Source organism: Chryseotalea sp. WA131a (genome assembly GCA_025370075.1).
Taxonomy (GTDB): domain Bacteria; phylum Bacteroidota; class Bacteroidia; order Cytophagales; family Cyclobacteriaceae; genus ELB16-189.
Genome location: CP073016.1, coordinates 4285615 through 4299899 on the forward strand (window position 1 = coordinate 4285615; position 14285 = coordinate 4299899).

The 14285-nt window shown below is 42.0% G+C and carries 13 protein-coding genes; 8 read left to right on the plus strand and 5 right to left on the minus strand.

Annotated elements, in window-relative coordinates; genetic code table 11:
- The first annotated feature begins 10 nt into the window (after positions 1-10).
- Positions 11-1186 (plus strand): hypothetical protein, encoded by a 1176-nt coding sequence (locus KA713_19725; protein UXE66638.1) that lies wholly within the window; start codon positions 11-13, stop codon positions 1184-1186.
- Positions 1187-1198: 12 nt separating this feature from the next.
- On the opposite strand, the gene rimM is transcribed toward KA713_19725, so the two are convergent.
- Both rimM and KA713_19735 read right to left on the minus strand, forming a co-directional pair.
- Positions 1199-1708, minus strand: a complete 510-nt coding sequence (gene rimM / locus KA713_19730) for a 16S rRNA processing protein RimM (GenBank protein UXE66639.1) — start codon at positions 1706-1708, stop codon at positions 1199-1201.
- Positions 1709-1774: 66 nt separating this feature from the next.
- Positions 1775-2302, minus strand: coding sequence for a 30S ribosomal protein S16 (locus KA713_19735; GenBank protein ID UXE66640.1), 528 nt, complete (start codon positions 2300-2302; stop codon positions 1775-1777).
- A 388-nt stretch (positions 2303-2690) separates the two neighbouring features.
- On the opposite strand from KA713_19735, the gene KA713_19740 reads away from it, so the two are divergent.
- Genes KA713_19740 through KA713_19765 form a run of 6 tightly spaced genes read left to right on the plus strand, consistent with a single transcriptional unit; the run spans position 2691 to position 10221 of the window.
- Positions 2691-5411 (plus strand): 2-oxoglutarate dehydrogenase E1 component, encoded by a 2721-nt coding sequence (locus KA713_19740; protein UXE66641.1) that lies wholly within the window; start codon positions 2691-2693, stop codon positions 5409-5411.
- Between the two features lie 11 nt (positions 5412-5422).
- Positions 5423-6955 carry a 2-oxoglutarate dehydrogenase complex dihydrolipoyllysine-residue succinyltransferase gene (odhB, locus tag KA713_19745; protein ID UXE66642.1) on the plus strand — a complete coding sequence of 511 codons (1533 nt, stop codon included), beginning with the start codon at positions 5423-5425 and terminating at the stop codon, positions 6953-6955.
- An 8-nt stretch (positions 6956-6963) separates the two neighbouring features.
- Positions 6964-7935: an AAA family ATPase gene (locus KA713_19750; protein UXE66643.1), complete on the plus strand. Its 972-nt coding sequence runs from the start codon at positions 6964-6966 to the stop codon at positions 7933-7935.
- The gene (locus KA713_19755; GenBank protein UXE66644.1) at positions 7932-8396 is read left to right on the plus strand and encodes a hypothetical protein; all 465 of its coding nucleotides are present in this window, start codon (positions 7932-7934) and stop codon (positions 8394-8396) included. The genes KA713_19750 and KA713_19755 overlap by 4 nt, the downstream gene beginning before the upstream one ends.
- 2 nt (positions 8397-8398) lie before the next feature.
- Entirely contained in the window at positions 8399-9799 is a 1401-nt protein-coding gene (gene lpdA / locus KA713_19760; protein ID UXE66645.1) for a dihydrolipoyl dehydrogenase, read from the plus strand.
- 23 nt (positions 9800-9822) lie between these two features.
- Entirely contained in the window at positions 9823-10221 is a 399-nt protein-coding gene (locus KA713_19765) for a GxxExxY protein (protein UXE66646.1), read from the plus strand.
- Positions 10222-10251: 30 nt separating this feature from the next.
- Here KA713_19765 and KA713_19770 read toward each other — a convergent pair whose 3' ends face one another.
- Entirely contained in the window at positions 10252-11424 is a 1173-nt protein-coding gene (locus KA713_19770; GenBank protein ID UXE66647.1) for a DUF4105 domain-containing protein, read from the minus strand.
- An 84-nt stretch (positions 11425-11508) separates the two neighbouring features.
- Between KA713_19770 and KA713_19775 the strand changes: the two genes are divergently transcribed.
- The gene (locus KA713_19775) at positions 11509-12531 is read left to right on the plus strand and encodes an SPASM domain-containing protein (protein ID UXE66648.1); all 1023 of its coding nucleotides are present in this window, start codon (positions 11509-11511) and stop codon (positions 12529-12531) included.
- Between the two features lies 1 nt (position 12532).
- Here the strand turns inward: KA713_19775 and KA713_19780 are convergent, their stop codons facing one another.
- A complete protein-coding gene (locus KA713_19780; GenBank protein UXE66649.1) occupies positions 12533-12691 on the minus strand; it encodes a FeoB-associated Cys-rich membrane protein in 159 nt (52 codons plus the stop codon).
- Positions 12692-12893: 202 nt separating this feature from the next.
- Positions 12894-14216: an IS1380 family transposase gene (locus KA713_19785; protein ID UXE66650.1), complete on the minus strand. Its 1323-nt coding sequence runs from the start codon at positions 14214-14216 to the stop codon at positions 12894-12896.
- Between the last annotated feature and the right edge of the window lie 69 nt (positions 14217-14285).

Genomic DNA, 14285 nt, shown 5'->3' on the forward strand with positions numbered 1-14285 from the left:
CGTTTGATGATTGCGGTGGATTAAATTTTTATTGGTTGTTTGGCTTACTGTCTTTTTCAATTTTGGATTTGCACAGCAATCTGGTAAGTTCAGGTTTACCATAGGGATGGGCACTTCTGAATCGAATAAGTTTTCGGTTTATCATATTGAGCCATCTAGGCGCATCCAAAAAAATGTAATATTAGGTGCGAGGTTTGAGTTGCACAATGTGCCAAACGTTGAGGAACTCTTTTCATACACGTTTGCGAGCCATTATTATTTTCCCAACGCACACATCATGAATATGTCAGTACGCTTTTTTGCGGGCTTAGGTTTAGGGTGCTATTCGGCTGCAAACAGAGCGACCGTAATAAGCTACTCGGCAAGTGGCCCTTTGCACACGTATGTCGAGGGTGTAGATGGAGTACGGGGCGGGTTCTATCCTCGCTTCGGCCTAGAATTCAATCGATTTGCCTTTTCGTTTGAATACAATTTTATTTATCGTAGAGAGGTTCGCACCACCTATTTTTTATACTCTTCCACTGGTTTGCAGACATGGTCGACCCCTTATGTTTTTAATACAGCTAACTATGCTTCTTTTAAGCTGAGTTATTATTTGGGCGCAAGAACGAATGATGATTTCAAAAAGGTGGAGTATGACGGGCAGAATTTTCGTAAGCTACGATTGGGGTTCGGGCTCGGGTATGCTGATCTTCACGCCAGCGATGGTCAGTCCACCAAAGGTGCTATTGTATTGTATGCAGAACCATCTTACCGAATCAGAAATGAAATAGCCATTGGCATTAGGCTTGAGTTGGTAGGCAGTTCATCCTACAAAATAAGTTCTCAGGGCATCGCGGGGCAGTATTACTTTTCAAATAGAAACTTCCGCCCTTTTGCGGGTGCGGGGATAAGCCTGTTCAAATCAAGATTCAATGATTCCAATTATGTTACTTACTTGAAATACTATTCGTCAAATGAACAAATGGCCATTGGCGTCTATCCGCGCATAGGCTTTGATGCAGGTCATTTTTCTTGCACCATTGATTGGAATTTTGTTTCCCCTACTCGGGCTACTATTAATAGCTTTGATATCCTTAATGGTATAAACAATCAATCATATGAAGGAAATATTAACAGCAGCTACCTCTCGATAAAAGGCGGTATGTTTATAGGCGGAGGCAGAAAAAAATTACGCTATAATTGAGTGATTAACAATTCAGATATCCAAAAATCCCTCTGGCAAATCTACCTTAATTAATTTCTTCGTCTTGTTGGTGCTGGTGATAAAGGGCCCGTTTACAGGAATTAAAACTTCTTTTGTATTGTAATTTAGGGTAAGCAAGCGGTTGGGGCCGGTGGGCGAAACTTCTGTAATGGTGCCGAGTAAGCCCAATGTTTTGTCTTCTACCTGAAAGCCCAACACTTCGTCATCATAAAATTCTCCCCGCTTAAGTTTGGGGCGAATCGTTTTGGGCAGGTAGAGGCTACAGCCTTTCAATTCGTTTGCGTTTTCAGTAGTGTCGATGTCTTCGAATTTGAAAAACGTTTTATCACCTCTATCGGAAAATGACTCGATAAAATGAGGAACCAAATCATTCCGCACTTCTATAAAAAGTGATTTGATTTCTTCCAAATCGATAGAATCGCTAAGAATAGCCGTTACCTCGCCTTTTAGGCCGTGGGTGCGTGCAACATATCCTATTTTGTAGCAAAGATTTTTGTCCATATCAATGTTAGAAACAAAAATGCCCCCGCGAATGGCGGGGGCATTTGATTATCAAGTTCTGAATTTTTATGCTTGTGTCTCTGCGGTAGGTGTTTCACCTTCGGTAGCTGCAGCCTCTGCAACTGGAGCGGCTTCTTTTACTTCAGCCTTCTTGCGGATGGCTTCTGCGCGCGCTTCTTTCACTTTTGTTTCGGCTTCTTTGCGTGCTTTGGCAGCGTCTAACTTAGCCTTGCCAACATTCGCAGTTTTGGCTTCGACTTTATCATTTTTTACTTTCAACCATTCTGCTAGTTTAGCATCAGCTGTCTCTTGTGAAAGAGCACCTTTGTTTACACCAATTTGAAGGTGACGCTTATACATAATGCCTTTGTATGAAAGCATAGCACGAACGGTATCTGATGGCTGAGCACCTACCATTAACCAATGGAATGCTCTTTCTTCTGCCAATTCGATTGTGGCAGGTACCGTGCCAGGATTATAAGTACCAATTTTTTCAATGAATTTACCATCGCGTGGTGCGCGGGCATCTGTCACTACTACATCAAACAAAGACAACTTTTTGCGGCCTCTGCGGGCTAATCTAATTTTTACCATTTTTTGTTACGTTTTTAATGTTGGAACACGTCCATTTTTAAAAGGATGGCAAAGGTAAAATTAATTTGTGATTAGACAATATGCTGATTGGAAAATGTGACAATTTGAAGAAAGAGGTATCTCTGCTAAGCTGGTTAGAAACAGTTCGGCAATAGCATAGCAACAGAAAGCCACAGCGATAGAGTGGCCATTGGTGGGGTAGGCCGAGGACCTGCAGTAGCCCGGTGGAGCTATGACCTGCATGGAGTGTTGGTGCGAAATGCCGCAAAGAATGCGAGAGACTAAAGGCTTTACTATCAAAATACAAAATCATAATATTTGTATAAGCGATTATTAGGTTTTTTTAATTTAAGGCCACTTTATACATTTACCTACTTTTAAATCAAGTATGGACAAGTACAGTTATATCTCCAATGCAGATACTGGTTATATTGACCAGCTCTACCAAACCTACAAACAAGAACCTGCTTCAGTAGATAGTTCGTGGCAAAAGTTTTTTGAAGGCTACGACCTTTCTTCACAAAGGTATGGTGAAAATGGCCATTCGGTGGGTGCTGTTGATGGCATTAATATCAAAGAGACGTATGTGCGCACCTTAATTTTTGCTTACCGTTCGTTTGGGCACTTAAAATCGAACACCAACCCGGTGCGCGAGCGCAGGGACCATGGGGTGCAACTGGACCACACCAAATTTGGTTTGACCGATGCGGATTTGGATACGGAGTTTAATGTGGCCGCTGAAATTGGTATGCCGAAGTCATCGCTTCGAAAGATTATTGAGCGATTGAAGTTTTTGTATTTGGGCACGATTGGTTTTGAATACAACTTTATTCGCAACGATGAAGTTAGAAGTTGGTTCTTTAATAAAATTGAAAAAGAGTTTTTTAGCTACAACCCTAATCAAGAAGAAAAGAAACGGATACTTGGTAAACTAAATGAGGCGGTTGTTTTCGAAAACTTTTTGCACACCAAGTTTTTAGGCCAAAAAAGATTTTCGCTGGAAGGTGGTGAAAATACTATCCCGGCTTTGCAGACCATTATTAATAAAGCAGCCGAGTTGGGAGTGAAGGAGGCGGTGATTGGCATGGCTCACAGAGGTCGGTTAAATGTGCTGACCAATATTCTTGGAAAAATTTACGAGCAGATTTTTACGGAATTTGAAGGAAACATCAATCCTGACTTGACCATGGGCGATGGTGATGTGAAGTATCACTTGGGTTACTCAAGTCATATCGATACACCATCGGGAAACAAAATTTACTTGAAGTTGACGCCCAATCCATCGCACTTAGAGGCGGTGAACCCGTTGGTGGTGGGTTACACTCGTGGACAAATCGATGATGAGTACGAGGGCGATTTGAACAAAGCAATGTCGATTTTGATCCATGGCGATGCTGCGATCGCAGGGCAAGGAATTGGGTACGAAGTGATTCAGATGTCGGGCTTGCCGGGTTATACCACCGGTGGTACCATTCACTTTGTAATTAACAATCAGGTTGGATTTACTACCGATTATGATGATGCGCGCACCAGTATTTATTGCACTGATATATCAAAGATTGTAGATGCGCCTATTCTTCATGTAAATGGTGACGATGCGGAGGCAGTAACTTTCTGTGCAAACTTGGCCGTGGAGTATCGCCAGAAATTTGGCAAAGATATTTTTATCGACATGTTGTGTTACCGCAGGCATGGGCATAACGAAAGCGATGAACCAAAATTTACGCAGCCAAAGCTTTATAATTTGATTGCGAAGCACCCCAATCCACGCGAAGTGTATGTTAAAAAACTAATTGAGCGTGGTGATGTTGATGCGTCTTTAGCAGATGAAATGGACAAGAGTTTCCGTAATCAACTGCAAGACCGTTTGAATGAAGTGAAACAGAAGCCACTTCCGTACAAGCCACAAAAAATTGAAAATGAGTGGGAGAAGTTGCGCAAATCAGCCCCTTCAGATTTTGACCAATCGCCTGACACGAGCATCAAACAAGCGGTGATTGATAAAGTGGCCAAAGCATTGACCTCCATTCCGGAGGGATTTAAGCCGCTGAAGCAAATTGAAAAATTATTGAAAGATAGAAGTGCCGCTTTTTTTGAAACAAAAATGCTGGGCTGGGCAGAGGCAGAACTCTTGGCGTATGGTTCGTTATTGGCCCAAGGCACACCTGTGCGTATGAGCGGGCAAGATGTGAAACGCGGAACCTTCAGTCACCGCCATGCTTACTTTTTTGATGCGAATACAAATGCGCCCTATTGTGGACTGGATAATATTGAGAAGGGACAATTGAAGTTCAACATTTACAATTCGTTGCTTTCTGAGTTTGGCGTGCTGGGTTTTGAATATGGATACGCGATGGCCACACCTCATGCGTTGGTAATTTGGGAAGCGCAGTTTGGAGATTTTGCCAATGGAGCACAAGTGATGATTGACCAATTTATTTCAAGTGCCGAATCGAAATGGCAGCGCATGAACGGATTGGTGATGTTGTTGCCACATGGCTACGAAGGCCAAGGGCCAGAGCACTCAAACGCACGCCCTGAGCGGTTTTTACAACTATCGGCTGAGTACAACATGATTGTTTGTAACCCTACCACGCCAGCAAATATTTTCCATTTGCTTCGTAGGCAAGTGGCGTGGGAGTTTAGAAAACCATGTATTGTGTTTTCACCCAAGTCGCTGTTACGACACCCTTTGGTGGTATCGCCCATCAAAGATTTTACAAACGGCTCTTTCCAGGAAGTGATTGATGATGGAATTGTGAACGCGAAAGAAGTGAAGAAGGTAGTCCTTTGCACGGGCAAGGTTTATTATGATCTGTTAGAAGCGCAAGCAAAAAAGAAAACCAAAGATGTAGCACTGGTGCGCGTGGAGCAATTGCATCCATTCCCCGAAAAGCAATTGAATGCTGTATTGAAAAAGTACAAAGGAGCAAAGCTCGTATGGACACAAGAAGAGCCTGCGAACATGGGCTATTGGTCATTTATACTAAGGTATATGACTGGTTTGGAATTGATTTCGCGAAAAGCAAGTGCTTCGCCTGCTACTGGCTATAGCAAAGTGCATAAAGCCGAGCAAGAGAAAATAGTTTCACAAGCGTTGGAAGTTTAATTTAGCCAGACATGCCACAACAAGTAAAAGTCCCCACAATAGGCGAGTCCATCACCGAAGTAACCATTGCCAATTGGCTAAAGAAAGATGGCGATGTGGTGAAGATGGATGAAGTAATTGCCGAACTAGAATCAGACAAAGCTACATTTGAATTGACGGCACCTCAACCGGGTGTTCTTAAAATCTCAAAACAAAAAGGCGAAGTAGTACCCATCGGAACGATTATCTGCGAGATAGCGGATGGCCAAGGAACAACGGCTACTTCTTCAACCTCATCAAAATCAACTTCTCTACCTGCATCAACTACAACCCCTCCTTCACAAACTATGAAAGCAACCGGAGCCATCAAAGAAATGAAAGTGCCCGCTGTGGGCGAATCTATCACCGAAGTAACCATTTCCACTTGGTTAAAGAAAGATGGTGACTTTGTAAAATTAGATGAGGTAATTGCAGAAGTAGAATCGGACAAAGCTACGTTTGAGTTACCAGCCGAAGCAAACGGTATTTTGCGGATTGTGGCTAACGAAAAAACAACATTGCCCATTGGTGGATTGATTTGTAAAATTGAGGTGACGGAAGGCGGAGAGGTAACTACTCCAACACCTCAAACTACTACTCCAACACCAACTCCAACCGTTACCACTTCATCTTATGCGGCAGGCACACCTTCACCTGCAGCCGCAAAAATTTTGGATGAGAAAGGTATCGCTACCAGTCAAGTTGCAGGAAGTGGAGTAGGTGGTAGAATTACCAAAGAAGATGCAGTGAAAGCGCAGGTATCATCACCAAAAGAAACGAAAACTGCACCAGTACTTGCACCTCCCGTTATTACGTCTGGAGGAAGCAGAAACGAGCGCAGAGAAAAGATGACTTCATTGCGCAAGACGATTGCCAAGCGATTGGTGGCTGTGAAAAATGAAACGGCCATGCTCACTACTTTCAATGAAGTAGATATGAAGCCTGTGATGGATTTGCGTGCGAAGTACAAAGAACAATTCAAAGAAAAATATGGTGTGGGATTGGGCTTCATGTCGTTTTTTACCAAAGCGGTATGTGCTGCATTGAAAGAATTTCCGGCCGTGAACGCGAGCATAGATAAAGATGAAATTGTATATCATGATTATTGCGATGTATCGGTTGCGGTCTCCACTCCACGAGGATTGGTGGTGCCTGTTATCCGAAATGCGGAGTCGTTGAGCATGAACCAAATTGAAAGTGAGATTGTGCGATTGGCTGGAAAAGCGCGCGATGGAAAACTGTCGATTGAAGAAATGACGGGTGGAACATTTACGATTACCAATGGTGGTGTTTTTGGTTCAATGTTATCAACACCCATAATCAACGCACCTCAATCAGCTATTTTGGGGATGCACAATATTGTGGAGCGGCCTATTGCATTAAAGGGTGAAGTAGTAATACGACCTATCATGTATTTGGCACTTTCGTACGACCACCGAATTGTGGACGGAAGAGAATCCGTTAGTTTTTTGGTACGCGTGAAGGAGATGTTAGAAGACCCAGGACGATTGATTTTGGGGGTTTGACCCATTTTATGATAAAGAAGCTATCCATTCAAAATTTCAAATCTATAAAAGACCTTCAGCTAGATTGCAGAAGGGTTAACCTGTTTATTGGCGAACCTAATGTTGGTAAGTCAAATATTCTTGAAGCCATATCAGTCCAAGCAATTCAGCAAACACTGAGCACAGAAGGACTAATAAGATTATTTGATTTTAGCAATTTGTTTTATGAAAATGACCCATCAAACAAAATAGTTGTCAAGACAGATGAAATGTGGACAGAGATTTCATATGATAAGGGCGTAATTGATTTTTCATTTTTTAAAGATGAGAATTTTAAACGCCAATGGAAGTCAAATTTTCCTCTTACGTCATTTGGAGCACAAGGCGTTCCATGGGACTTTGGAATACATCCTTACTATTTTAAAGTACTTAAGAGTCACCCATTACTAAATTTTGAATTTCTTTCATCCCCTCATGGAGATAATTTGTTCCTTATGCTTCAGACCAACAAAGTCCTTCGTCAGTTGGTTGGAGAATTTGTTCAAGAAAGGGGTTTTAAATTAAACTTGAAGCAGGCAAACTACGCGATTGAAATTTCGAAAGAAAATGGTGGATTCTTAACCACCTATCCTTATGAATTGATTTCAGATACGCTCCAGAGAATCATATTTTATATGGCAGCGCTAGAGACAAATAAGGATGGTTCTACCCTTTTGTTTGAAGAGCCAGAGTCAAGTGTCTTTCCTTATTATACTAAATATTTGGCGGAGAGAATAGCTTATGGAAATGGCCAACAGTTTTTTATGACCACTCATAACCCTTATTTTTTGCAATCACTTATTCAAAAAACTCCTATTGACGATTTGCAAATCAATGTGGTTTTAATGAATGAAGCTCTTCAAACAATAGTAAAGCCAATTAATGGAATTGAAAAAATTGAACAAATGATTGACCTCGATTCGAGTGTTTTTCTAAATCTTGATAAGCTCATTGACGAATGATTTATTTGGAATGTTATGCAGACGAGGCATTAGTTAAGTCGTTTGGTGTCACATCCAAAATGATAAAACATGCTTTCAACAAGGGTGAGGTTTGTAATCTTTTAAGTAAATCATCTAATAATATTGGTATAGTTGATGAAGACCCTAGCAGTGGGAAGCCTAAGTATGAGAGGCAAATGTTAACGAAAATAGTCTTTGAGAATCAGTTATTAAAAGTATGCGAGGATAAATCCACTAATAACAAACTTATTGTTTTAAGGCCTCGCTTAGAAGATTTTATCATTCGTATTGCCAGGGAAAGCAACTTGTTGAACGAAAGGATTCCTATGGAAGCGAGCAAGTTGTATGAATTTCTGACCCACAGAAGAAGCGTACAAAAGTTTGAGTTGTTCAAAGATTTTATTCAGCAATTATCGAAGGAAAACGACACAATGATTAAGTTTATCAATTTTATCAAATAGTTATGCAATACAACGTCATCGTCATTGGTTCTGGCCCAGGTGGATATGTAGCCGCCATTCGCTGTGCACAGCTTGGAATGAAAACTGCTATCATTGAAAAGTACAGCACTCTAGGAGGTACTTGTTTAAATGTAGGATGCATTCCCTCTAAAGCTTTGCTTGATTCTTCAGAACATTTTCACAATGCAGCGCACACTTTCAAAGAGCACGGCATCGATATTTCTGAGCCCAAAGCGAACATCAAACAGATGATAACACGCAAAGCAGGCGTGGTGAAAGCAAATGTAGATGGCATCGCTTTTTTGATGAAGAAAAATAAAATCGATGTGCATACTGGGGTTGGCTCTTTTGTAGACAAAAACACCATTGAAGTTACTGCTGCCGATGGCAAGAAGACTTCGCTCACTACCGACAACGTGATTATTGCCACGGGTTCAAAGCCAACGCCTCTTCCATTTGCGCCATTCGATAAAAAGAGAATTATCTCAAGCACCGAAGCATTGGAGCTTCAAGAAATTCCGAAGCACTTGATTATCGTTGGTGGAGGCGTAATAGGAATGGAATTAGGTTCGGTATATGCGCGTATCGGTTCAAAAGTTTCGGTAGTTGAATTTTTGGATAGCCTTATTCCTACCATGGACGGAACGATGGGCAAAGAATTGCAAAAGTCCACCAAGAAATTAGGAATGGATTTTTACCTCGGCCATAAAGTGACTGCGGTTGAAAACAAAGGCAAGGAAGTGGTGCTCAAAGCAGAGCCAAAAAATGGAGGAGCAGCCATTGAGCTGAATGGCGATTATTGTCTGGTGAGCGTTGGCCGCAGACCCTACACAGAGGGCCTTGGTTTAGAGAAAGTGGGCATTGAATTGGACAGAGGAAAAATTGTGGTGGACGACCATTTGAAAACGAAAGCGGATAACATTTTTGCCATTGGCGATGTCATTCGCGGAGCGATGCTCGCACACAAGGCTGAAGAAGAAGGTGTGTATGTTGCGGAGCGATTGGCCGGACAGAAGCCACATATCAATTATTTGTTGATACCTGGAGTAGTGTACACGTGGCCGGAAGTGGCCAGCGTTGGGTTTACCGAAGAGCAATTGAAAGAGCAAGGCCGTGCATACAAAGTAGGAAGTTTCCCTTACAAAGCGTTGGGTCGTGCACGCGCCAGCATGGATTTGGATGGTCTTGTAAAAATTTTGGCCGATAAAAATACCGATGAAATTTTAGGTGCTCACATTATTGGTGCGCGCGCTGCGGATATGATTGCGGCAGGCGTAGTGGCCATGGAGTACCGTGCTTCTGCCGAAGATGTTTCGCGCATGAGTCACGCCCACCCAACGTACATGGAAGCATTCAAAGAAGCCTGTTTGGCGGCTACAGCAAATAGGCCAATACATTTGTAGATTGGCTGCCACAGATTTCACAGATGGACACAGATGATAACAGCCTAGATAGCTATCCTCTCAAAGAAGAAACGTACGAGATAATCGGAATTTGCATGGCGGTTCACAATGAATTAGGTCATGGATTTCTTGAAATAGTTTATAAGGATGCAATTGAGATTGAACTTGATAAGAAAGGCATCAATTATCAACGAGAAAAGGAATACCCCATTAATTACAAAGGCGTAGTTTTAAATCATAGTTTCTTTGCTGATTTTGTAGTTTATGGCAATGTAATCCTCGAAGTGAAGGCAGTGGAAGGCGGAATTTCAAGTGATAGTATTGCACAAACAATTAATTACTTGCGAGCTTCTGATTGTAAAATTGGTTTGTTAGTAAATTTTGGTCGAAGAAAACTTGAATACAAAAGATTGATTTATTGAATCATCTGTGAAAATCTGTGTTATCTGTGGCTAGTTTTTCAAATTTCTGCAAATCACAATTGCCCTCACCAAAATTGAAAAAGCTAGTGGCAGCAAAAAAGGATTTAGCTGTTGTGGCCAAATGGCCCAAAGGCCAATCAATATTCCCGTCAACACCACCGCAAACGTGAAGTATTGGATGGTGCGGTTGCCAGGAGATTTTTGGAGTAACATAATCACACCAATGAAATGCAACGGAAATGCCCACAGCAAATTGAAATTCTTTGCAGCATCGTGATGGTCGGTGAAAGCCCAGAGGAACAACAGAAGAATGCCAATCAATCCAGTTACTCCAAAAAGAATAACATCCAACCATTTGCTGATTTTCTTTTTTCGCCAATCAAATACTGTTATAGCAACCACTATCAAAAACAATACCCCAAAGGCAATCCACGGATGAACAAAATTTACAGACGAAGTGGAAGGGGCTGGTTCAAAGACTATTTTCTTTTCGGCAACCAAGGATGTTACCATTGAGTCGGAGTGAATGGTACCATGTTGCACAAACGACTCAATGTAATCTGGCAGAAACATGTACTCATACGCACTCATTTTCCGATCGATTGGCAGTCCCAAACAAATATCGATGCCTAAATCGCCCCACGGTAAAGGGCTTAAATAATCATTTGTCTTTTCTCTAAAGGAATGGTGTGGTTTTAAGAATGAACTATCCCATTTCAAGTCGGCACCTAATTGTTGCGTTAATACATCTCTAATTTTTGTTGCGCAATTGTTGTGATAGTAATCGTACCGATAAGTTTGATTTTCGGGCAAAGCATTCCACTCTAAAAACGCAAAGATTTTTTGTTTTTGTTGAGAGGTCAATTGCAGTGTTTGCTCATGGATAAACCGGTTGTAATAGATGTACGCATTCTTAAAATCTTGATAGGAATACACGCCTAACTTATAATAGAGAAACCCTCTTGTGAAATTCAAATAGAAGTTGGGCTGGTCGAAATCAAAGACACCATAGTTATAAGCATAGTCGATTCCTTGTAAGGAATCGTAGACGCGGATGGCACTGTGCCCAAATGCGGCATACAGCTCGTTTGTGTCGGGGCCTAATGTGATAATGGAAATCTTGCTCGAGGGAGACAACACTATCTTTTGTGAAAAAGAAAGTGTGGTCATAAAAAAGCCAATGACAAATAATACTTTACTCATATTCCGATAAATTGACCTGAACTCTCGCTATTTTTACCTCCGAAAGATAGGCATTTACTTGCGATAGATTTTACTTTCAATAACATGAACCGAAACATCAACGATGGTCTGAATTTGCTTACCAAGCTCTCGCCCATTCGTGTTTGGAATGCTGGTCAGTTAATAGGTAGTTACATTACTTCTCGTGTTACGGGCAAACCGCAACATGCGGGCATGCCGATGAGTATTTCCATCGAACCTACAACTTCGTGCAACCTGCGTTGCCCCGAATGCCCCAGTGGCTTGCGTTCGTTCACCAGGCCAACGGGTATGCTGAAGCCCGAGTTGTTTGAGTCAACCATTAACCAACTTGCCTCACGACTTTCCTATTTGATTTTTTATTTTCAAGGCGAGCCGTATTTGCATCCGCAGTTTTTAGATTTGGTTGCCTATGCTTCCCTAAAAGGAATTTACACTGCAACCTCCACCAACGCACATTACCTCACTGATAAAAATGCAAAAGCCACCGTTAAATCAGGTTTGGACAGATTGATTATTTCCATTGATGGCACCACGCAAGAGACCTACGAGTCATACCGAATAGGAGGCAGTTTAGAAAAGGTGATCGAAGGAACAAAAAATATTGTGCGCTGGAAGCGCGAATTGAAATCAAGTACTCCACATGTGATTTTTCAGTTTTTGGTAGTGAAACCGAACGAACATCAGATTGATGAAGTGAACAAACTTGGGAAGGAATTGGGCGTTGATGAAGTGGCTTTTAAAACAGCTCAAATTTATGATTATCAACAGGGCTCCGATTTAATACCGACAATCGACCGTTACTCGCGCTACAAAAAAAGCAATGACGGCACCTATCACATCAAAAACGAATTGTTGAATCATTGCTGGAAAATGTGGCACAGTTGTGTGATTACATGGGACGGAAAAGTGGTGCCTTGTTGTTTTGATAAAGATGCACATTATGTGCTGGGTGATTTAAACCACCAATCCTTTGAAGAAATCTGGCGAGGGCAGAAGTACAATGATTTCAGGGCTTCTCTTTTGCGATCACGCAGCGAAATAGAAATGTGTAAAAATTGTACTGAGGGAACGAAGGTGTGGGCGTAAGTTAGCCCAAAGATTTTTTAACTTTCTCTAAATCAGCAGCACCACATTTGGCACAGCCACTACTGCACTCGTTTTTTGATTGAAAAGAACGAAAAACCATTCTGCCTAAATAAATGGCAGCGCCAAGAAATGTCAGGAAGATTAGAATTGTTTGGAACATAGATCAAAGATAGCTGTTCTTTTTTATTTTCTAGAATCTATTACACGTCCGATTGCGGACGGATGCGCTCAAATATGAACGTCTAAAGTATCTAAGTTTGCTCAAATTGAAGTTTTTTGCGCGATTTCACCTCTGGCACTCATATTGGCAAGCCTAACTTCAAAAGCAAGAAAAAACTTTTAACCCAGATTTTGCAGTAGAACTATCCAGTCAGACTTAGTGGCAGGTTTATTTTTTGGACATTTGAGAATAATCCATCATACCATTGCCTTCTTTTGAGTGGGACGGACATTTTCAGTACCCATTTTTGGGCTTCCTGCTCCACCCAACTTCCAACTGCAAAGCAGTTGAACCTTAATGTGGAAAGCTTGGGCTGTGGCTGTTTTTGATGGGTTATTTGGCGGAACAGGCTCATCAAATTATAGGCTACCATCACAAAGCGCATAGCTGTTTCAGTAGCACAAAAACTATCCATGCAAAAGCCTTCTGTACCGAAATCTTCTTTCAACTCCTTGATCCTGTTTTCGGCATCACCCCTGCGCTTATATTGTTCCCATATTTCTGTTGCCGGCAGGGCTTGGTTAGTGACAAAGGCATGGTACCTTTTGCGGTACACTTTTTCGTCCGCTATGCCCACGCTGCTGAATAATGTCTTGAGCTTCTTACCCGTTGCCCTGGCCCTGATTTCTTCACTTTGTTTGATGACCACAATCCTACGGGCTTTGCCCCAGCCGCCTTGCTGGTAGTTTATTTCCGATACCCATAAGCCTTCGCCTATCGCATTCCATTGGGTGATACCATAAATGCTGGCTTGTAAATTGGCATACAGCTTACAGGCAATGACGTAGGGGATATTTCTCTGCTCAATGAAATCCAAGACTGTACCGGTACAAAACCCACTATCGGCCCTGAACAACCCTACTGTTTTGTTTTTGAGGATGGCAAAGGTCTCTTCTAAAAAATGGATGCAGTTGCTGTTGCTCCCTGTATTGCCGCTGCGGTTCCAGCAATTGGCCACCATGCGTATGTCATTGACAAAAGCAAACAAGGGATGATGGCTGCCACGGCCAGGCTTCTTGGGGTTGTACCCTTTTTTGCTGCCCTCCTGTTCCCCGTAACGGGTGATCACACTGCTGTCCATATCCAACGTGTAATTGTCGAATTGGATCTGCTCAAAAAACCACGTGTACAGTTCAATGAAAATTTGGTGGTTCATTGAGGGCGTAAACTTTTTAAAGAACCGCCCGAAGGTGGTCCCCGAAGCAACCCGCTTCCATCCAAATATCTGGCGCAACACTTCATCAACCCGCACCACCGCTGTGTGACTAAAACGAAAGCAACCAATCCAGATGCCCACCCAAAAACTCTCTATTATACCCACGGCATCTATCCGGTTGTTACTCTTGCTCTCAGGCAAACCAAGCTCGGCCAACTTCTTGCTGATCCCAGTTTGGTCAATCAATATTTTCATCTCTTTCATCCCGCCCCACGCTGTTACTAATTTATCGGTATAGTGGTGTTCCATATTCAAATATAAGACACCTTGTCACTATTTCATTCTACTGCAAAATCTGGGTTTAATAGAGGTTACTCA

Excerpts from the sequence above, each read along its gene's own strand:
- rimM (UXE66639.1), bottom strand. The coding sequence starts at position 1,708 with ATGGACAAAAATCTTTGCTACAAAATAGGATATGTTGCACGCACCCAC.
- KA713_19735 (UXE66640.1), bottom strand. The coding sequence starts at position 2,302 with ATGGTAAAAATTAGATTAGCCCGCAGAGGCCGCAAAAAGTTGTCTTTG.
- KA713_19740 (UXE66641.1), top strand. The coding sequence starts at position 2,691 with ATGGACAAGTACAGTTATATCTCCAATGCAGATACTGGTTATATTGAC.
- odhB (UXE66642.1), top strand. The coding sequence starts at position 5,423 with ATGCCACAACAAGTAAAAGTCCCCACAATAGGCGAGTCCATCACCGAA.
- KA713_19750 (UXE66643.1), top strand. The coding sequence starts at position 6,964 with ATGATAAAGAAGCTATCCATTCAAAATTTCAAATCTATAAAAGACCTT.
- KA713_19755 (UXE66644.1), top strand. The coding sequence starts at position 7,932 with ATGATTTATTTGGAATGTTATGCAGACGAGGCATTAGTTAAGTCGTTT.
- lpdA (UXE66645.1), top strand. The coding sequence starts at position 8,399 with ATGCAATACAACGTCATCGTCATTGGTTCTGGCCCAGGTGGATATGTA.
- KA713_19765 (UXE66646.1), top strand. The coding sequence starts at position 9,823 with ATGGACACAGATGATAACAGCCTAGATAGCTATCCTCTCAAAGAAGAA.
- KA713_19770 (UXE66647.1), bottom strand. The coding sequence starts at position 11,424 with ATGAGTAAAGTATTATTTGTCATTGGCTTTTTTATGACCACACTTTCT.
- KA713_19775 (UXE66648.1), top strand. The coding sequence starts at position 11,509 with ATGAACCGAAACATCAACGATGGTCTGAATTTGCTTACCAAGCTCTCG.
- KA713_19780 (UXE66649.1), bottom strand. The coding sequence starts at position 12,691 with ATGTTCCAAACAATTCTAATCTTCCTGACATTTCTTGGCGCTGCCATT.
- KA713_19785 (UXE66650.1), bottom strand. The coding sequence starts at position 14,216 with ATGGAACACCACTATACCGATAAATTAGTAACAGCGTGGGGCGGGATG.